Annotated in this window: 14 protein-coding genes; 9 read left to right on the forward strand and 5 right to left on the reverse strand. The window is 55.4% G+C overall.

Annotation, left to right across the window (positions count from 1 at the left end):
• Nucleotide 1: 1 nt before the first annotated feature.
• From JO972_RS01825 to JO972_RS01845, 5 genes are all read left to right on the forward strand, one after another.
• The gene (locus JO972_RS01825) at nucleotides 2-1372 is read left to right on the forward strand and encodes a 4Fe-4S binding protein (RefSeq protein ID WP_309488280.1); all 1371 of its coding nucleotides are present in this window, start codon (nucleotides 2-4) and stop codon (nucleotides 1370-1372) included.
• A gap of 31 nt (nucleotides 1373-1403) precedes the next feature.
• Entirely contained in the window at nucleotides 1404-2855 is a 1452-nt protein-coding gene (locus JO972_RS01830; protein ID WP_309488281.1) for a glycosyltransferase, read from the forward strand.
• Between the two features lie 52 nt (nucleotides 2856-2907).
• Nucleotides 2908-4866: an MptA/MptB family glycosyltransferase gene (locus JO972_RS01835; protein WP_309488282.1), complete on the forward strand. Its 1959-nt coding sequence runs from the start codon at nucleotides 2908-2910 to the stop codon at nucleotides 4864-4866.
• Between the two features lie 106 nt (nucleotides 4867-4972).
• Nucleotides 4973-5740, forward strand: a complete 768-nt coding sequence (locus tag JO972_RS01840; RefSeq protein ID WP_309488283.1) for a DUF547 domain-containing protein — start codon at nucleotides 4973-4975, stop codon at nucleotides 5738-5740.
• Nucleotides 5741-5845: 105 nt separating this feature from the next.
• A complete protein-coding gene (locus JO972_RS01845) occupies nucleotides 5846-7243 on the forward strand; it encodes an alpha/beta hydrolase (protein ID WP_309488284.1) in 1398 nt (465 codons plus the stop codon).
• A gap of 5 nt (nucleotides 7244-7248) precedes the next feature.
• Here JO972_RS01845 and JO972_RS01850 read toward each other — a convergent pair whose 3' ends face one another.
• From JO972_RS01850 to JO972_RS01870, 5 genes are all read right to left on the reverse strand, one after another.
• Complete coding sequence (locus JO972_RS01850) at nucleotides 7249-7794, reverse strand: hypothetical protein (protein ID WP_309488285.1); 546 nt, start codon at nucleotides 7792-7794, stop codon at nucleotides 7249-7251.
• 46 nt (nucleotides 7795-7840) lie between these two features.
• Nucleotides 7841-9418 (reverse strand): DUF1501 domain-containing protein, encoded by a 1578-nt coding sequence (locus JO972_RS01855; protein ID WP_309488286.1) that lies wholly within the window; start codon nucleotides 9416-9418, stop codon nucleotides 7841-7843.
• A 19-nt stretch (nucleotides 9419-9437) separates the two neighbouring features.
• Complete coding sequence (locus JO972_RS01860; RefSeq protein WP_309488287.1) at nucleotides 9438-14450, reverse strand: DUF1800 domain-containing protein; 5013 nt, start codon at nucleotides 14448-14450, stop codon at nucleotides 9438-9440.
• Between the two features lie 11 nt (nucleotides 14451-14461).
• Nucleotides 14462-15112: a PEP-CTERM sorting domain-containing protein gene (locus JO972_RS01865; RefSeq protein WP_309488288.1), complete on the reverse strand. Its 651-nt coding sequence runs from the start codon at nucleotides 15110-15112 to the stop codon at nucleotides 14462-14464.
• Nucleotides 15113-15206: 94 nt separating this feature from the next.
• The gene (locus tag JO972_RS01870) at nucleotides 15207-15869 is read right to left on the reverse strand and encodes a metallophosphoesterase family protein (protein WP_309488289.1); all 663 of its coding nucleotides are present in this window, start codon (nucleotides 15867-15869) and stop codon (nucleotides 15207-15209) included.
• Between the two features lie 150 nt (nucleotides 15870-16019).
• On the opposite strand from JO972_RS01870, the gene JO972_RS01875 reads away from it, so the two are divergent.
• The 4 genes from JO972_RS01875 (at nucleotide 16020) to JO972_RS01890 (ending at nucleotide 19680) form a co-directional block, all read left to right on the forward strand.
• On the forward strand, nucleotides 16020-17417 hold the full coding sequence (locus tag JO972_RS01875) for a TonB-dependent receptor (protein ID WP_309488290.1): 1398 nt from the start codon (nucleotides 16020-16022) through the stop codon (nucleotides 17415-17417).
• Between the two features lie 252 nt (nucleotides 17418-17669).
• Nucleotides 17670-18851: a tyrosine-type recombinase/integrase gene (locus JO972_RS01880; RefSeq protein ID WP_309488291.1), complete on the forward strand. Its 1182-nt coding sequence runs from the start codon at nucleotides 17670-17672 to the stop codon at nucleotides 18849-18851.
• Nucleotides 18852-18897: 46 nt separating this feature from the next.
• Nucleotides 18898-19392 (forward strand): hypothetical protein, encoded by a 495-nt coding sequence (locus JO972_RS01885; RefSeq protein WP_309488292.1) that lies wholly within the window; start codon nucleotides 18898-18900, stop codon nucleotides 19390-19392.
• A 60-nt stretch (nucleotides 19393-19452) separates the two neighbouring features.
• A complete protein-coding gene (locus tag JO972_RS01890) occupies nucleotides 19453-19680 on the forward strand; it encodes a hypothetical protein (RefSeq protein WP_309488293.1) in 228 nt (75 codons plus the stop codon).
• Nucleotides 19681-19712: the final 32 nt, after the last annotated feature.

Raw genomic sequence — 19712 nt, forward strand, 5'->3', positions numbered from 1 at the left:
CATGCTCAGAGAAAGTCATTCGATCGTTCCTCCAGATCCACAACTTGATGCCATCGAGCGCAGTGGTCTTGCCATCCTGGGCATTGGCCTGGTGTTGTTTTTCCTCGCGCTTTTCGAGCAATTCACCGGTCTTGGTAGCTGGGTGTTTTTCACCATGGTGTCCTGTATCATCGCAGGTGGTGTCATTTATGGAGTGCGTCACCACCTCAAGCGACCAGCAGGAATCCAGAACAACAACATTGTCAAAAACACCTTCACCGGAGTGGGCTCCGGTGGGTGGTTGCTCGGTGTCGTCATCACCGGGCTTTACACCGCTTACTATTTTTACTCCGGACATCTCAGCGGTATCACCCGTGTCTTCGATCCCTTGAGCGAACTGCTGCGCAATCGGGCTGCGGATATCTGGTTTGTTTACGGAGCTTGTTACACCATCGCGGTGGTTGTGATGGGGATCAAAGCGATCGCGAAATACCGCCACAGCAAATACCAAATCATCCGGACCTGCTCGATCATGTTTTGCCAGTTTGGTTTTGCCTTCATGGTGCCTTCGATCATGGAACGGCTGAATCAGCCTTACTTTTTACCGAACTACTTCTGGCCGTTAGAATACAAGGCCCTGATGCCGGATAAAGTCGGCGACCTACTCAACAGCGGCAAGGCCATGGCTGGGTTTGTCTTTGGCTGGGGGATTCTGATGACTCTGATTGCGACTCCTGTGCTCACTTATTACTTCGGCAAGCGTTGGTATTGTTCCTGGGTTTGCGGCTGTGGTGGACTTGCCAATACCGCTGGCGATAGCTTCAGGCATCTGTCTAACAAATCGCGCAGCGCATGGCAGGTCGAACGCATCATGATCTACAGTGTGCTGGTCTTCGTCGTTGTCATGACCGCAATGGTTTGGCTCGATGCCTGGTGGGGGACTTTGGGGGGAGCTTCGCTTACCGTTAGAAAAGTCTATGGCTTCCTGATCGGCGCCGTATTCTCAGGGGTGATTGGTGTGGGGTTCTATCCTCTTCTTGGCTCGCGCGTCTGGTGTCGATTCGGATGCCCGATGGCGGCAGTCCTCGGGATCATTCAGAAGTTCAAATCCAGGTTCAGAATTACGACTAACGGAGCTCAGTGCATTTCCTGCGGCAACTGCTCGAAATACTGTGAAATGGGGATTGATGTCCGTTGGTATGCGCAGCGTGGCCAAGACATCGTGCGCTCAGCCTGCGTGGGTTGTGGCATGTGCTCGACCGTTTGTCCGCGCGGAGTTCTTAACCTGGAAAACGGGCCGACGGATCAACGCGAGGAGTATCAATTTGACTTAATCGCCAGCATTAAAGCCAGGCAGCTCGAGGCTCCGAAAGCCTCCCATAGCAATGACTAAGCCCGACAAAAACCTCAGCTAAGCATTTTCTATGTTATCCACCTTATTAGTCAGCTTCTACCTCATGTGTAGTGTCGCGCTCGTCGTTTACGGCTTGCACCACTACTTCATGATCTTTCTGTTCTGGAAATCCAAGGACCACATCCGCCAGGGGAGTCGTGCCGCTGAGGAGAAGTTTGCCATCAGCGATTCGCGTTGTCCGGCAGTGCTGACACAGATTCCACTGTATAATGAATCGACCGTGGCTGAGCGGATTATCCGCGCAGTGGCGGCGATCGATTACCCAAAGCATGCCATCCAAGTGCTCGATGATTCCAATGACGAGACCTGCGAAATTGTCGATTCCGTGGTGGCCGAGTTGCAGTCTCAGGGACTCGACATCACTGTGGTGCGACGCGAAGACAGGTCGGGCTACAAAGCGGGGGCACTCGCCTATGGCATGCAGCTCAGCGAGGCTCGATACATTGCTATTTTTGATGCTGACTTTGTGCCGCCGGTCGATTTTTTAAGGCGCACAATCCCTCACTTTTTTGCGCGGGAAAAATGTGGCGTGGTGCAGGCGCGCTGGAGCCATCTCAATGCCAATGACTCGGCTTTGACCAAAGCCCAGAGCGTGGGAGTGGATGGACATTTTGTGGTCGAACAGACCGCCCGCTCTTACAATGATTATTTCCTCAATTTCAATGGCACCGCAGGTGTTTGGGATCGGGAAGCGATCGATGATGCCGGCGGGTGGAACGCTGACACCCTGACCGAGGATCTGGATTTATCCTATCGTGCTCAGCTCAAGGGATGGAAGTTTCACTACCTGCCAGATCTCTGTGTTCCCGCCGAGTTGCCGCCACAGTTTCGGGGCTTTAGGAGTCAACAATTCCGCTGGGCGAAAGGTTCGATCCAGACCTCGCTCAAGATGCTGCCGAAAGTCTGGTCGGCACCGATCGAGCTGCGTAAGAAGGTCGAGTCGACTTTCCATCTAACGCATTACTCCCTGCACTTTTTCATGTGTTTGCAGGCATTGCTCGCGTTACCGATGGCAATTTTCAATCCAATGCCATTTGAGATCTCCTACTTGGTGTGGTTTTTCATCCCGATGGGCTTTGCCATGCTGGGGCCGAGTCTGTTGTATTTAGTCGCAGAACTATGGATTTCTCCAGACCGCTGGAAACACTATTTCTCACGATTGCCGATGCTGATTCTGATTGGTTTTGGTGTCTGTGTGAGCAATTCCAAAGCCTGCATCGAAGGACTGATCGGCGTGGAATCTCCGTTTGTTAGGACTCCCAAGCAGGGGGATAAGAAACAGAAAATGCGCTACACGGAAAAGCAGGATCTTATGCCCATGATCGAGCTGTTTGTGGCGGCATTGACACTCACTGCCGCGATCCAATACTTTCACGTGGGCGTCTATGGGGCTGTTCCCTTTTTCCTCATTTATCCGATCGGCATCGGCATGATGGGAGTCAAAAGTCTAACCGAACGCTAATGTGATCGCGCCGTATCCATCGAACCGATTGCGCAAGGCTCTTTGGAGTTTCATGGCAGCGGCGATTGTTTTGTTATGCGCACTCTACAGTTATTTTACGACAGATTTCAATGTAGCGGGCATCGAACGAACCGTCATCGCGGCCACTCTCGGCCTCCTGGGCATTGCGGCGGTGTTTGTTTTTCCCCATTTTCACACCCCTAAGGCAACGGCCTTCTGGATCCTGTTGCTGTGTCTGGTCGCCCGATTGGCCTTGATTCCAGCGGCGCCATCGGACGACATTAACCGCTATCTCTGGGAGGGGAAATTGACGGCAGAGGGGGTGAGCCCATACCGTGGCCTGGCTGAGGATGCGATGTATGAAAGTCATCGCGATGATTATTGGGTGAAAATGAATCATAAGGACCGGCCTACCGCCTATCCACCGTTGGCGATGCAGATTTTTCGTGGCATCAATAGTTTGGGGTATTCCCCGTTGAGTTATAAGTGGGTGTTTCTGGCGCTCGATCTCTTGGTGATTGCGCTGTTGCTGGGCGTGCTGGCTCAGTTGCATAGGCCTCCTCACTGGAGCTTGTTTTACGGACTGAGCCCACTGACCTTGCTGTCATTCAGTGCCGAAGCTCACTTTGATGTGGTGATGGTGGCGGCCTTGGTGGCGGCCTTGTTGGCCTATTCGAAACGCTGGTTCATCGCCTGTGGCGTGGCGGTGGGGATTGCAGTGGGTGTCAAACTCATGGCCGCAGTGGTCGCTCCCATCTTGCTCTGGAAGGCCGGCCGGAAAGGTATCTTAGCGGGCCTGTTGACTCTGTGTATTCCATTGCTGTTTTCATGGAGTGACTTGCCTCACGTTTTCAATGCACTGATCGTCTTTGGCTCTGGTGGTGGATTTAACGGGCCGGTTTATTCGATTGTTGAGTGGTTGTTAGAAAGTTCGAAGCTTGCCACGATGGTGGTCGCCTTGCTTTATGTGGTTTGTTGGCTGATGGCATTTTGGCTGACACTGAAGAATCGAGTTTGGTCCGCCTTGTTGCTCGCCCTTGGTGGGTTGCTCATCCTGTCGCCGATTGTCCATTTCTGGTATCTCACCTGGGTCTTGCCCTTGATTGTCGTTCGCCCGAGACTCTCGTGGATTTCGCTCTCCATCACATTCAGCCTTTATTTTTTAGTATGGCATATGCAGGCAGGGACTGGGATGTGGACGCTTCCGCTATGGGCGAAATGGATGTTCTGGCTGCCATTCATGATATTCCTGCTGGCAGAAGCACGGCGATGTGTGCCTCGTTTCATGCGTAAGCTGGAGCGCAAAGATCGCATAGCGTGGTCGGTGGTTATTCCTACCTATCAGGTCGATCCGCAACAGCTCGATGGTGTTCTAACAAGTATTGCCGAGCAGACGTTACAACCCAGGGAGGTGATTATCACCAATGCAGGCGATCCACCGCAGGTAAATTGTCCAGAGCTGGCGCTGCAAATCGTCCAGTCTGATCCGGGGCGAGGCATGCAAATCAAAGCCGGAGTCGATGCCGCAACCGCGCCGTGGGTGATCGTGCTCCACTCGGATCTCATCCTGCCAGCGAATGCTCTAGAAAACCTGACTCACGCACTTGAGGCGAACCAACAGGTGATTGCCGGCTCACTGGGGCAACGCTTTGATCATGCCTCTGCTGGTTTGCTTCTCGTCGAAGCGATGAATGAATTTCGTGCCACGACCATGCAGACAAGTTTCGGCGATCAATGCCAATTTTTCCACCGAGCCACCGCCATTGACCATGGTGTGCTCACTGAGCAAAAACTGATGGAGGATGTCGAGATGAGTGATCGGCTCAATAACATTGGCGAGAACCTTTACCTCGCAAATGAAGGCATTGTCTGCGCCCGGAAATGGCGGCGGCATTCATTCTGCAAACGCTTTTTCACCATCATCGAATTCATGCTGCGATATCGGTTTTCCTTTTCTGGAAATGCGCGGCTTTCGCTGTGTGAGAGGTTTTACCAACGTTATTACGGCTAGTGGATTGAGCGCGTTAATCAGCTGGGGATGGCAGCCAAAGAAAAATGATTGTTAAGGGTTCACCTTGTTCGACCGACTGAACTAGTGAAACCAATCAATCAAACCTATGAAAAACATCACTACTGCATTTCTAATCGCATCACTGACGCTGTCGGCTGGCCTGGCATCGGCAAAGGCCCAAGGCTTCGATCATCGCCATAGCGCATTCACCACCATCCTCAAATCTCATGTAAAGAACAACAAGGTGGATTATTCCGGACTTAAAAAGAACCCGGGAGCACTGGACAATTACCTCAATACTCTCGCGGCGGTTCCTGAGGCCAAGTTTGACACCTGGGGCAAAGACGAACGGATGGCATTCCTGATCAACCTTTATAATGCCACTACCTTGAAACTTGTGGTCGACCATTACCCGGTCAAAAGCATCAAAAATATTGGCGGAGTGTTCAAGAGCCCATGGAAATTGAAAGTCGTTCATGTTTTTGGAAAAAAACACAGTCTGGACGACATCGAGCATGAGCAACTGCGGAAGAAATACAAAGATGCACGCATCCATTTTGCGGTGAATTGTGCGTCGATTGGTTGCCCATCGTTACGGGCGGAAGCATTTCAGGCCAGCCAGCTCAGCAGGCAGCTCGACGAACAGGGGCGGGCATTTCTAGCAGACAGAACGAAGAATCGGATCGATGTCAGCAGCAAAACGCTCTACCTATCACAGATCTTTGATTGGTTTAAGGGGGACTTCAAAAATCAAGCTGGCAGCGTGGAAAACTTCATTGCCACTTATGCGAGTGCCGAAGATGCCAAGCAGATCAAGCGCGGTGGTTTTTCGGTCAAATACATGGATTACGACTGGAATCTGAATCAGCAATAAGCGTGCTTTTTTCTGAGGCTTCGATATCGATCATGATGAAATCATCGGAGCACCCCAAGCCGTTTCCTCCATTTCAAGCCAAACAAGCGACAACAGCATCTTCCCATGAAAACGAGAATTGACCGAATACTGGCCTTTATGGTCGTGGCTCTAACAGGCATCCTGTTGAACAGCTGTGCAGGCACCGCCGGACTTGATGATGAGGATTACGCCAGCGTTGCGCGGCTGAACAAGCGCGAGCCCAATCCGGTCATCGTCATTCCCGGCATCCTGGGCTCACGGCTGGTTTCGGATGATGGCAAGGTGGTCTGGGGGGCGTATGGCATCGGTGCCATTCGCCATGGATCCGCTAACGGGCGGCGCGCATTGGCACTGCCGATGCGGCGGAACAGTGGACTGGGCTCGCTCACCGATGAGGTTCAGCAGGATGGCACGCTGGATCGGCTTACGTTGAGCCCCGGCATCGGGCTGAAAGCCTATCACGGTCTGCTGAAGGCTCTTGTCATCGGTGGTTATCGCGATGACAAGAACCGTCCACCCAAGGCAGGCGAACACATTTCATGTTTCGAGTTTGGTTACGACTGGCGCCGGCCGAATGCGGAAAATGCCGCGGCTTTGGGCAAGTTCATCGAGGAAACACGCCGCTTCATCCGTGCCGAGCGGATACGGCGTGGCTTGCCGGAACGCGAAATTAAATTCGATATCGTCGCCCATTCGATGGGGGGCTTGGTCGGCCGATATTACATGATGTATGGCGACGCTACACCACCGACTGATGGGACTCGCCCGCAAGTCACCTGGGCTGGCGCGCGTAGCGTGCATCGGTTTATCCAAGTCGGCACACCTAACAATGGATCCGCCGAAGCCATCCTTCAGCTCAAAGACGGGATGGTGCTTTCTTCCTTCGTTCCCAAGTTCCAAGCGGCAGTGATCGGCACCTTTCCTTCGACTTACGAACTGCTACCGCGGGCCGCCGACCAGCCGCTGGTTGATGCTTTGGGAAGACAGCTTGATCCATTCGATCCCGCTGTTTGGAAACGTTACCAATGGGGGCTCGCCGCTCCCTCGCAGGACAAGTATCTCCAGCAACTTCTTCCGGGAACTCGGGATCGAGCCACTCGCTTGGAGATCGCTCTCGACCACCAACGCAAGTCGCTCGCCGCAGCCAAGGCCTTTCAAATGGCGCTCGACTGCCGCTGCACCCTGCCAGCCGGCGTGACGATGCACGCGTTTGTGGGCAATGCCAAACCCACGGTCAGCCAACTCCAGGTAATGGCCGATGGCTCGCTCACTCCGATTGCCTACCAGCACGGCGACAACACCGTCACCGCCCGCTCGGCACTCGCGCGGACTCCCGATGATCGCCCCGGCCCGATTCCATGGACCAGCGTTCACACCATCAATGCTCCTCACATGACTCTGCCGGTTCAACCGGATTTCATTCGCCAGCTCCTTGCGATCCTGCTCGATCTGCCCGATACGGAGGCAAGCACTCGGCCATGAACGAGTTAGTTTTTGGTGAAACCTTCGACAAACGTGCCATTCGGTAGCAGTTGTAAATCGTCCCCGGTCCAGAGTTTTCGGTCTGGTCCTGCCGACCTGATTTCCCATCGGCCTGCTGAAACCGGGTGGATGAAAAGTGGCGTCTGCCAGCGGTCGATCATTTCTCCTTCATCGTTGAAAACCTTGTGTCGGTCCGGGAGGAAACGTTGTTGATGAGGGTTTTTACCATGAAAGGCATCGGCCAGGTCAGCGTTGCAGCCGACGGGGTGATTGGCGTGGTTTTTCACCAGGGTGATGTAGCTCAGACTGAGTCGACTGATCGCCTGTAGGTCATCGCGCAGGGTGGTGTCATCCGAAGCGTATTGATGCAGTAGCTTTTCACCGATGAGCTTTCCCATGGGCACCTCCGGCTTGGGGGGCGGAGGCTTGGGCAGGGTAACAATCGGTGGCTGCTGCTCGAGCTCAGAAGGTGCGGTGTTGCGATTCCAGAAAAAGAACACAGCAAGGGCCGCGGTGAGTGCAAGCAGAGCGATGGATTTCCGAGTGATCATGACTGTGGAGCTAGCGCGCCTAGGGAAATTTTTGTAGCGAATGCCGTCAGGAAATGAATCCCAGCGGTCGGTTCACGGCTCCGAGGGTGTGGAAGTTTTCGATGTTAGGTAGCACGGTGCCCATTTCGCCCTGGGCGACGCCAAACCAATCGAGCAGCTCGCAGAAGTATTCATCGACCGAGACTTTGGGGAAAATACGACCGCCACGACCGATGTCATCCGGCCCGTCGATGGCGAGCGAGGCGTAGTTGCCGACGATTTTGCCACCATCGACCGGTGAGCCTAACACAAACTGGTTGCCCGACCAGGCGTGATCGGTTCCTTGGCCGTTCGAGCGCAGGGTGCGGGCAAAGTCTGAGCTGGTGAAGGTGATGACATCGTCACCGAGCCCAAGGGCTTCCAAGCAGTTCTGGTAGGCATACAGGTTGGTGTCCAGACTGCTGAGCAATGCGGCTTGGGTGTTCAGCAGTTCGCTGTGGTTGTCCCAGCCGCCATATTCGATGAACAAGGTTTGGCGACAGAGTTTCAGTGTCTCACGGATCGCAATGGTGCGCACCGCTGCGCGGAGTTGGTTTCCTAAGTAGTCGTCAAGGAAGCCGGCGGCATCGATGGCCGCGTCCACGTCCTGGCCATTCACCGATCCGGGGGCGTCGAAGCTGGTCTGGAACTGCTCGCCGCGCTCAATGCTGTCGGCCGTGCTCTTGCGGAAGGCCTGCTGGAAGAGATTGCGGTAGTGCTCATTCATCGGATCGGTGGCCATCTCCTTGAGGGTTCGGTTTTTGATCGATTGCGCATCGTTGGCAGTGCCGTGCGGACCGGAAAACGACAGCGCTCCGTTCGAGGTCAGCACAAACTGTCCCTCGGTGGCACCTGTTTGGAACACGGTGTTGCCGTTGATGGAAAAATTCATCGGCATGTAAAAGCCGTTGGTCTGCTCGGTGTTCAGACGTGAGTGCAGGATGTCGGCGGCGCGACCGGCCCAGCCGCTGAGGATCGTCTGCCCCTGCGGCACGGAGGTCTGCCACTGCTCGGTCTGGTCACTGTGCGAGAAGAGCGCTTTGGGCAGGGGAAGGTTGCCACTTTCGTAGGCGGATTTATCAGCGATCGGCTCCACCAGGGTGCCAATGTTTGAGATGAAGGAAAGGCGCTTTTTGTTAGGCTCGGCAGAGGTGCCTTCGAACAGCTCCTTCAAGCGTGTGCAGCTGGGGTGGATGCCGTAGCTGCGTCCCGAGCTATCCGTGTAGGCGGCCCCTCCTTCGGCGGTGTTGAGCGGTAGGAAATTGGGGTTGGCAATCTGGTCGTTTGTGCCTGCGTCCGGGTTGAAAATGACCGGAGCCTTGTCGGGGTGGGAGAGGGCGAGGTTGGAGCGGGCGGCGGCGTAGTCATCGTAGGCTCCGTCGTTGGCCGGACTGGTGTCGGCTGGCAGTAGCACGTTGTAGCTATCGCATCCGCCGGAGAGGAACAGGCAGACCAGTGTCTTTCGTCCGGAAGCTCCGTCACCAGTGCCCGCCACCGCGTTGTTGGCCATCTGGAGGTTGAGAATGGTGGATAGGATGGAAGTCGAGCCGAGTGCGGCGCACGATGCCTCACCGAGGAAGCGGCGTCTGGATAGATTGCGTGACATGGTTAGAAATGGTTAGATGTTACTGCTGGGTGGCGGCTTCGGGGCTCATCAGGGTGAGGTAGGCGGCTAGCTGGATCCGACCGTCCTCGGAGAGCTCGGTCGTTTCCAAGGCATTCAAGATGATGCCGCGCGTGTGTGCCGTCATTTTTCCGGCGGCTAACAGCAGGTTCATATGATCCAGCAGTGCTTCGTTCGAAACGGCGGCCTTGCGGGCGGCGGTGAAATTGAGTGGGTAACGTCGGTTTTCCCAGCCGGAGCGGAAGCCGGTGCTGAGGTAGTCCCACATTAAATTGGGAAAGGAGATGGCCGAGTAGCTGTCCATGATCTGGAACACGGGGCTGACCAGGCCGGCATCGCGGATTACGCCGGGTGCCTGGTAGCTGGGTTTGTAAAAGTTGAACACGCTCGGTGCGTTCATGGGCTCTTGGAAGGACAGGCCGGCATAGAGGTCTTCCGGGTTCCACCAGACGAAGGCGGGGTGCGTTTCGCCCAAGTCGAAGGCTCTCGCCATCGCCATGGTGCGGATCACGGGCTCGCGGAGTTTGCCGTAGCTGGGATCGCCCGTGGCATACTTCGCCTCACGTGCTTCATCGTCGAGGAGGATGGCTTTGACCACCGCTCCAAGGTCGCCGCGCACGCCTTGGCCATTGTCACAGAACACAGCCTGCACACGTTGGATGTAATCCGGCGAGGGGTTGGCTGTGACAAAGAATTGGATCAACTGTTTCGAGATGAATACCGGCGTGTTCGGGTGGTTGAATAGATGCGCCAGCGCGTCATCGATGTCCTTGCGCGCGTTCTCGCTGGATGGGGCTCGGGCGGGAATCACGAAGCCGTCTAACAGTGTTTTGGTCTCGGTGTCGTGATAGTCCGCGTGCATCACCATTGGGCGCATGAAGTGATCCTCCGCCCAGCCGCCGGACCCCCAGCCCCACTCGGAGTCATACCAGAGACCAGTGAAAACACGCGCCAGCTCGGTGATCTCGGCGTTGTTGTAGGTGGGGATGGGCTCGCCTTGGTTGTCGAGTTTCCTGCTGCCGTCGGGGTTCAGCTGCCAGAGCCCCACGGTGAACAGCTGCATCACCTCGCGGGCGTAGTTTTCATCGGGGAACCGACCGATGCTGAGGTCGGCTTTCTGATTGCCCACGTGGCTGAGATACCAGCCCATGCACGGGTGGTAGGTGACTTCCCTGAGGATGTCCAAGTAGTTGCCGAGGCCGTTGCGGACAAAAATATCATAGTAATCCGCCATCGGCTCCGGCTTGTTATCCAGCGTGGCATCCTTTCTTGAAACCACGAGGATTTGCGAGAGCGCGAAGGCCATGCGCTGGCGCAGCTGGTCCTCGCCGGAGATCGCGGCACGGGCAAAGGCGGTGGTGATATTTGAGCCTCCTACACTAGAGCTGTTAGGATCGGCGTCGTAGGTTTGGTCGGCGCGCGGGCCATTGTGATCCACTTTAATCTCGCGGATGTATGAGCTATGCAGGGTGGGGGGCTTCGCCAGCTGGTCGTCAAGCCAGCCCTCGTATCCCAGCTCACGGACATGCTCGGTGTCTTTCATCGTGGGGCCAAAGCTGGCCTGGGTGAGGAAACGTGCGGCGGAACGTTTCGATGGCGTGCCTGAGGCGCTGCTGCCGGGGAGACCTCCACTTTTTGACGACCCTTGCATCATTTCTAGAAAGCTAAGGTAATCGCCCGAGAGTGTCGCTCCGCTGGAATTCACCAAGGCGATGCGGGTGGAATTCTCCGTGCCGGAGCCGCTGTTATCGGCGGAGGTTCCCAAGACCGATTCCTCTGTCCAGTCGCTGAGGCCATCGAGGTCGGTGTCTCGGTCGGAAATCTGAATTTTGTAAAAGGAGAGTGTTTCAGGGGTGAGCAAGACGTCCGGAATGGTCTGATAGATCATGCCGTTCGATGCGCTCGGAGCAGGCAGACCGGTGACGGCGTCCCAGCCGACCAATGTCTCACTCGCACAGACGGTGAAATCTTTTCCAACAACATCCGGCCACTCGATCACCAAGTCATCGCCGGATCGTCCAAGCGTGGATTTTGGATGGGAGTTGGCATCGGTGGGATTGGTGCCGGCGATGCTTTCTTGGAAATTGCTGAAACCATCGCCGTCGTCATCGCCGCCGGCTGTTAGTCCTGAGACTCCGGCCCAGAGTTCCCAAGCATCGGATAGGCCGTTGCCGTCGAGGTCTTCGTTAGCGCTGGGAGGTGAGAAGGTGAAAAAGGCGGGCAGGGAGAGGGCTGAGGTGGGATCGGTGCCGTGGGCGAGCTCCACGTTATCGTCGACGCCGTCGCCATCGCTGTCGCTGACATTCGGATTGGTGCCCGCGAGGTATTCATCGACGTTGGAAATGCCATCGCCATCGGCATCCACATCGGGGGCGAGATCTCCACCGTAGCTGCTTTCCCAAGCGTCATCCATGCCGTCGTTATCGAGGTCGGTCGGTCCGAAGGACGCCCGACTGATCACCGCGGTGACGCCGTCCGAGGTCTCCATGGTGATGGTGTTTTCATCATCGTCGATCGCCCAGATTGCGGTTCCGTTGCGGATCTCGGCATTGTATGAACGCATGCCGGTTTCCGTGGAGGAGTTGATCAATACGGGGTTGTTAGGATCGCTGAAGTCGTAGGTATTGAACGTTACCGTCCAGGTGTTCTCGGCATCACCCCACACCGAGGGAGCCACAGGTGGGTCTTCCTGAGCGATGCACTCAAAACGCAGCGGCGAGGTATCGTCTTCCCGACCTTTCATACTGAGTCCGAGAGAGGCTGAGAGATCGGCGGGTGGATCGCCGCTGCCGTTGTTATACCACGACCAATCAGGGTTGTTATCGCGATAAAACACACCGTTCCGGCTGGTGTTGTAGTAGGTGATGCTGCCCTCTTCATAACTGAGGCCCATGGTGAGCGCGCCGCGCCAGTCCGAGTCCTTGATTTCGGCGCGGAGTTGTAAAAGCACATCTTCACCCCACTCGTTGGTGGTGATCAGGCCGGTGCCGTGGTCGAGCAGCATGCGCACGTTGTCGACGCGCCAGACCCAGCGGTGATTGCCGGCCTCCCACTGCGGCACGGTGGCTGCGGCGGCGGTGATGTTGGTATCGGTGGGGTCGGTGCCGGCGAGCAGTTCATCGTAGTCCGAGGTTCCATCCGCATCCGTGTCCGCGAGGGCAGGGTTGGTGACGTAGGGATTGTTGAGGATTTCCACGCCGTCGAGAATCTTGTCGCCATCGCTGTCCGAAACCAGAGGGTCCGCCCCGTGCGCGGCTTCCTGGCCATCGGGGAGCTGGTCGTTATCGGTGTCTGGGTTGTTGGGATCGGTGCCGGCGAGAAACTCGCCGTGGTTGCTGAGTCCGTCGTTGTCGGCATCGGCCGTGGCGTCGCTGCTTTGCGGATCGAGTCGATGCTGGATCTCATAGGAGTCGGGCATGTTGTCGCCATCCGTGTCCTGTGAGACATTGACCAGCTGGATGGCGTGCACGCCGGTGTTACCTGAAATCGAAGCATTCTGAACGGTGATCACCGGGCCGGTGACATTGCGATAGAGCACGTAGTTCGATTCCTCAGCCGTGGGGTCCGTGGTGGCGGTGGCCTCGATGAATCGTAAAAACGGGGGCGTGACGTAGGTGAGGTAGTAACGGTCCGTGGCAGGGTCTGCGTTCAAGCGGACGGCGCCTTTGCGGTAGTTGTTAAACGCACCCACATAGACGTAGAGATCATAGGTTCCGGCGGGGATGTTGCTGAGGGCGATCTCGGTGGGGGTGCCGGAGAAATCTTGGTAACCATCAAGACAGCCGGTCCAGATTTTCTGATCCGGGCTGCCGATGTTCCTGGTGTAATCGCTCCTTGAGGCCGACCACGTGGCGGTGATGCCCGAGCTGGTGTTGATGCTGTTGGTGAGGTCGACAATGCTTCCTGAGGCATCGGTATTGTGGCTGAGAGGCTCGGTGTTATTCCAGTATCGTTGCGGGAAAACGCCGGCTTGCTCGTGGAGTTCGATCAATGTGTCGTGGCGACGGGTGGAGGTGAAACTGAGCGCCACAGCGCCATCGAACAACAAAGGTGTGCTGGCTGAGTTGAGTGGGTCGGTGCCGCGTTCTATTTCCATGGGGTCGGAGACGCCGTCGCCATCGGAGTCGGCTAACAGCGGATTGCTGGCAGTTTCCTGACCGTCGAGCAGAGTGTCGCCGTCGCTGTCGGGGTTGAATGGATCGGTGCCGGCGGTGTGTTCCTGGCCGTCGTTGAGTCCGTCGTGATCGCTGTCGGCGGCCAGCGGCGAGGTGCCGTCGGCGAACTCTTCGGCATTGCTTCGGCCGTCTGAGTCGGGGTCTTCGGCGGCGTCCGACGGGTTGCTGTCGTCGAAGCCATAGAGCTGCTCCCACCAGAGCGGAATGGTATCGGAATCAGTATCCGTTAGTCCGTCATCATCGGAGGAGAGCGCGACAAAATCGATCCGCGTCCAGCTGTTCGGAGTGCCGCCGGTTTCGCGAAGCTCCACGGTATTGCCGGCGGTGGATGTGGCATTCACTGAGCTGGAGCTGAAACTGACATCGAAGTGATGTTCTTCCTGCACGTCACTGGCGCTGGCGACGACAACACCATTGAAGCGCAGCTCTAGATCCCGACTGCCGTAGCCGGGGCCGGACGCGTCATTTTCCCAACGACCGCTGCTGAAAAACTTGACCTGCAGCCGGAGCCTGGAGGTGGTCGAGGCCTGTGAGGCGCTGAGATTGAAGTGGATGTTGTTGCTAGGGTCGGCTTCACGCAGTGCGCGCTCGAAATGGTTCAGTGCCTCGTCGGTGGCCACGGTGCCGACGCCATTTGGATAGCTGCCCGCGAAGTAGTAATGGTCATCGGCGGCGGTGGGGCTGCCATTTCCAGATGTCACCGACCAGTCTTCAGATTTAAACTCGGCGGTGCTGTCATCGTCATTACCTAACTGCCAAACAGGGGCAAATGTCTGGGCGGACGCTCCCAAGGAAAAGGTGCAGAGCAGCAGGGGGACGGAAGCGAGATGGGCCTTCATGATGTGTGTGATTAGATTTTCCTGCGCATCAGCAGGGTGGTGAGCCCCATAGTGAGCATCGCGATCGAGCTGGGCTCGGGCACGAGGGTGATGTTATCGACGGTGAACGAGCCGGAGACTGAGGATCCTTTGAAGTCTCCTGAGCTGGCGTTGTGCAGAATTCGGATTTGGCTGACGTCGGCGAGCGCGGCACTCAGATCGCTGCCGCCTGCGGAGCTCAGTGAGCTGGCATCGAGCTGAAACAGAAAGGTGCCACGGTCGCTGGGTGAGAGTTCGATCGGCACCGAGGAGGTCCATCGGTTTCCAGCCGAACCACCCTCAATGCCCACGCGCATGAATAAGGTGGAGCCGCTGTTGTTGACCAAATCCATCTGCACGGCGGTGATGCCCGCGGCGGTGTAGTCGCCGGTCCAGGCTGCGGTGGTGTTGGGCACCACGAGTCGAGACCCGGCTCCGGAGCCGCCACTCGAGGTCACTAACAATAGATCGTTGAAGGGGCCGTCGAACTGAATGCTGGTCTGGTTTCCGTTGCTCACCGGATGCTGCCAGCCATCTTTGTTTTCGGACTCAAAGTCGCTGACATGCGCCAGCGTGGCTGCGGAGAGGTTTCCTTCGAGCAATGAAAGCCCGCAGATAGCCAGTAGACATGATAAACCCCGCATATGTAAATACATAGCAGGGTCGTGGCCACTCGGCCAAGGCTAGATTTCTAACTTTTCCTGATATTCGCTCTGAATCAAGCAGTTGTCAGCGATCCTAGAGCTCATCTAACGTCATTGTCCGACTCTCTCCCTGCTCGTTGGTCTGCCAAATTTGACCAGAATCGACGTCCAGAGCGCTGAGCCAGCCACCACCGTAGGCGCAGGTGTCGAGGCAGATGGCGTGGCCGAGGTTAGTGGGCAGGTCGCCTTGGATGGTGTGGCCGCAGACGACGGTTTTGCCGGAGATATGTGGCTGTTGGCTGTAAAATCGCTGGTAGTAATAAGTTTCCTGATCCTGCTGGTCGACCGGTGTCTGACTGGAAACCCCGGCGTGCACGAGGATGTGATTTTCCAGTTCGTGGTAGAGTTTCGCTGAGCGCATGAAGTCCCAGTGCGCCTCCGGCACGTCCTCGAAGCTGCCGCCGTAGGAGTCCAGCGTGTCTTGGCCGCCACACATCTCACTGAGAAAACGGTCGCGGTCCTGGCGGGTTTCCAGTGCGCGGATCATCTGGATTTCATGGTTGCCCATGAGATGCACGTAGTTGTGGTCTTTTTGGAATTCCAACAGGGAATCGATCACCGACTTCGAGTCGGGCCCGCGATCGACGTAGTCGCCGAGAGTGACGATGAGATCTTCTGCGCTGGGCTGGAGTTGCTCCAGCATGGTCATCAGCGCGTGGTGGCAGCCGTGAATGTCTCCGATGGCGATTCGTTGCATGGTCAAAAAATAGAAAAGGTTACTGGGGCTTCAATAGGGTAGCTGCTGGGGTGGGAACAAGGAGGAAATAAGGAAGCTCGCTGGAGGCGTGGCGCTATGCTCACCAGTATTTTCTCCCGAAGCTAGCACGCTATCTGCTCAACTGACAATATGCCCACTACCGAACTGAAAACCACTTTAGACAAGGCCCTACAGGTGAACCTAGACCCCAAACGCTACGGCACATTTGCAGAAATTGGTGCCGGGCAGGAGGTGGTGCGATGGTTTTTCCGCGCCGGAGCGGCAGCAGGGACTATTTCCAAAAGTATCTCCGCTTACGACATGAAGGTGAGCGATGCGATTTATGGTCGTTGCAAGCGCTACGTTTGCCGGGACCGACTCGAAAGCATGCTCGAATATGAGCAAGACCTCAACCTCGAGCGACTGAAATCGGAGCGCGGGGATACCACTGCCTTTTTCACCTTTGCCGATACCGTCTCGGCGCGCAACTACCATGGAACCAACGAATGCCATGGCTGGATGGGCGTCCGTTTCCAAGCGCATCCACGCGATGAAAGCAGCCAAATCATCATTCACGTCAGAATGCTGGACACCACCAATGCGCTCCAGCAGGAAGCGCTCGGCGTGGTGGGGGTGAACCTGCTCTACGGCGCCTGCATGCTGCACCATCACCCGGACAAGCTGATCGAGTCGCTGCTCGATAACCTCTCCACGGCACGCATTGAAATCGATATGATTGAGTTCTCTGGGATCGAGTTTCGCCATGTGGACAATCGTCTGATGAGCCTGAAGCTGGTCCAGCTGGGCCTGACCAGTGCGGCGATGTTTGGTGCGAAAGGGAAGGTGCTGCAGCCGTCCGAGGTGCTCCGCAAGAAGGCAGTGCTGGTGGAGCGCGGCAGCTTCCGCCCGGTCTGCAACACCAATATCGATATCATGCGCTGCGCCCACGAGCGCTTTATCGTGGAACCTGAAGTCGATGCCGACTCGGTGATCCAGATTATGGAAGTGACCATGAGTAACCTGATGGCCGACGGGCAGATCGACTATCGAGATTTCCTGGCGCGAGCCGATATGCTGGTGGCCTGCGGCATGACGGTGCTGATCTCGGACTATTTCCAATACTACCGCCTCGCCGCCTATCTCAGTCGCTACACCAAGAAAAAGATCGGCATCACCATGGGCATCGGCAGTGTGCGGGAGCTATTTGATGAGAAATACTACACCGCTCTGGAAGGGGGAATTCTCGAGTCGTTTGGCAGATTGTTTAAAAATGACCTGAAGCTCTATGTCTACCCGCTCAAGGATGCTAACAAGAAAGAGCTGATGACCATCGAGAATCTTGAGGTTTCCGAGGATCTGAAAAACCTCTACAACTACCTGATCGACCGTGGCTGCATCGAACAGCTCACCAATCACGATGAAGAATGCCTCGAGGTCTTTTCCAGAGATGTGCTGGCCAAGATAGCAGCCGGCGATAAGAGCTGGGAAAAGATGGTGCCGGAAGAGGTCGCCGAGGTGATAAAAACTCGAGGCTACTTCGGCGCCTAGGGAAGGGTCGATTGGAAGATCGACGGAAATGCCAGCTTCGAGGGCAAAAAAATTCCCGCTCGTGTGACCGAGCGGGAAATATTAAGCAGGAGGAAAAAATGGTGGCTCCACTCGGATTCGAACCAAGGACACGCGGATTTTCAATCCGTTAATCGATCATTAAATCCATTGATTTACAGTGGTTTGTTTCTTTTTGAATTGCCTTATTCCGTTTATTCTCGACTTTTAACTGCGATATTGCAGTAATGGTTCATGCCCAGAACTCCACGATTTGATTACAGAAAGACCTCGAAAGGTTGGCTGGTGAATGTGCCAGCCAGTGCATCAGACACCGGTAAATTCCGCCGCCGGTATTTCTCGACGCGTGACGAGGCTAAGGCCGAAGCTAAGCGGCTACGTGAAGCGGCCAATGGAACACGGGCAAAGGCAATCGACATTCGGGCCGATCTGGCCGCCGATGCGATCAAGGCGAGCGAGTTGCTGAGTGAATGGGGCATATCTTTAACGCAGGCTGCGATGCATTATATTGAGCATCACGACACGCGAAGCAAGGCCCCTACGCTCTGCGATGCCTGGACGGCAGGATTGAAGCACAGGGAAAACCACAGGCCGCGAACATTGGCCGACTTCCGAGCATGGGAAAAGGCACTGCCTGAATGGTTCATGTCGATGAACTGCCACGACATCACCGCCGACGATATCCAGAAGGCTCTGGACGAAACCACCGACGGTCAGACTCGGTGGAAAAACGGAATGCGTAACATTTCAGCTATACTTGGCGACGTGGTGAAAAGTGGTGCTATTGAAAAGAACCCAGTGAAGGCGATGAAGGTGAAGCGAAACCCAGAGTCGTCTGATGAGGTGACCACCTACACGCCCAAGGAACTCAAGGCACTATTTGCAGCGTGTGTTGATTACCCAGAGGGGGAGACTGATCGGCTTTGCTCTGGTTGCGCTATGCCTTTTGCTTTCATGGCCTTTGCTGGCATCCGGCCCGAAGAAGTCACCAAGTTGCGCTGGGAGAATGTCTCCTTGGAGCTTGGCAACATCAGAATCGACGCGACGATTGCTAAAAAGCTGTATCGCCGAAATGTTAGAATTCAGCCGACCCTAGAAAAATGGATCGAGTCAATCCCCGCCAAGGAGCGTGTGGGCAAGATCATTCCTCCGCGATGGCGATTTAAAGCTGCTAAAGTCCGCAGTAAGGCAGGTATCGACGGCAGAGAGAAGCAGGACGCGCTGAGGCATTCATTCGGCAGTTATTTACTCGCCACGGAAGGTGATCTTGACGCGCTTAAGTCCGATATGGGGCACGGGCACATGAGCACGTTCTTTGATCATTACCATAAGGCATTCACTAAGCGCGAAGCTTTGCCCTACTGGCAGGTATTACCCGCTGGCGCTAAACTATCCAATATTTCAGCCGTTGTTTGATTACAATTAAAGCATTAACCGAAGTATCTTAACTAAGAATATTGTTATGAGTGAAAAAACTATTACGGGCGACGATGGCGTAGCGCGAACCTGCATGGAATGGATTAGTTTTCTATTTATGAAAATGACGGCTTTACGCGGAGGCGAAGACAATGACCAACTAACAATATTGAAGAGAGATTTTCACCTACATGATAGATTGGGAAGTGATCCCGAGACACTAGGCAGAATTGCTAATGATTACGTCATAGCGTCGAAGCGCACCAAAGGCGAGTATCTACCGTCTGCGATGGAGCGATTATCAAAGTCTCCTAGTGATGGAAAAATATTCGAAACGAGACACCGGTTCATTTTGTTTGGAGCAGCACTTGTGAAATTTCAGAGAGAAAAAAGATCCCTCCCTGATACTCGCGTCGAGCTTGCTGATTATATGGTAGAAAGTTATGACCTTAAAAAGAGGCCGACTCGAAAGGATATATCGGAAGCTCTTGTGTATTTTTCCCTCTCTGAAGTGATAAGGAAATACTACAAGGGGAAGTGATTGAGTGTTTCTCTCCCCTTTCTACTCAGTTCCAGTGAATTAAGAATAATTCCTACTGTCATGAAGACAGTAACAAATACAAAACAAGTCGAAGCGGGCGAGCCTATTCTCGTTCCAGCAAAAGTTATCGCTCGCGATATTAGCTGTTCATCACGCTATGTTCACATGCTCTACGAGCAAGGGGCGATTCCGGGCGTGAGATTCGGGAAAGCGTGCATCAGGTTCAACCGAGCCGCCGTGTTAGCGGCTCTTGGCGTGGAATCTGAAGCAGGAAAGGAGGCCGTCTAATGGACTCCACCGACGCGAAAACACTCTCGGTC

The organism is Oceaniferula flava, from assembly GCF_016811075.1.
Lineage (GTDB): Bacteria > Verrucomicrobiota > Verrucomicrobiia > Verrucomicrobiales > Akkermansiaceae > Oceaniferula > Oceaniferula flava.

Bases quoted from the DNA above. Each gene is read 5' to 3' on its own strand.
- JO972_RS01890 (WP_309488293.1), top strand. From the start codon at position 19,453: ATGAAGACAGTAACAAATACAAAACAAGTCGAAGCGGGCGAGCCTATT.
- JO972_RS01875 (WP_309488290.1), top strand. From the start codon at position 16,020: ATGCCCACTACCGAACTGAAAACCACTTTAGACAAGGCCCTACAGGTG.
- JO972_RS01885 (WP_309488292.1), top strand. From the start codon at position 18,898: ATGAGTGAAAAAACTATTACGGGCGACGATGGCGTAGCGCGAACCTGC.
- JO972_RS01850 (WP_309488285.1), bottom strand. From the start codon at position 7,794: ATGATCACTCGGAAATCCATCGCTCTGCTTGCACTCACCGCGGCCCTT.
- JO972_RS01870 (WP_309488289.1), bottom strand. From the start codon at position 15,869: ATGCAACGAATCGCCATCGGAGACATTCACGGCTGCCACCACGCGCTG.
- JO972_RS01825 (WP_309488280.1), top strand. From the start codon at position 2: ATGCTCAGAGAAAGTCATTCGATCGTTCCTCCAGATCCACAACTTGAT.
- JO972_RS01835 (WP_309488282.1), top strand. From the start codon at position 2,908: ATGGCAGCGGCGATTGTTTTGTTATGCGCACTCTACAGTTATTTTACG.
- JO972_RS01830 (WP_309488281.1), top strand. From the start codon at position 1,404: ATGTTATCCACCTTATTAGTCAGCTTCTACCTCATGTGTAGTGTCGCG.
- JO972_RS01855 (WP_309488286.1), bottom strand. From the start codon at position 9,418: ATGTCACGCAATCTATCCAGACGCCGCTTCCTCGGTGAGGCATCGTGC.
- JO972_RS01880 (WP_309488291.1), top strand. From the start codon at position 17,670: ATGCCCAGAACTCCACGATTTGATTACAGAAAGACCTCGAAAGGTTGG.
- JO972_RS01865 (WP_309488288.1), bottom strand. From the start codon at position 15,112: ATGCGGGGTTTATCATGTCTACTGGCTATCTGCGGGCTTTCATTGCTC.
- JO972_RS01840 (WP_309488283.1), top strand. From the start codon at position 4,973: ATGAAAAACATCACTACTGCATTTCTAATCGCATCACTGACGCTGTCG.
- JO972_RS01860 (WP_309488287.1), bottom strand. From the start codon at position 14,450: ATGAAGGCCCATCTCGCTTCCGTCCCCCTGCTGCTCTGCACCTTTTCC.
- JO972_RS01845 (WP_309488284.1), top strand. From the start codon at position 5,846: ATGAAAACGAGAATTGACCGAATACTGGCCTTTATGGTCGTGGCTCTA.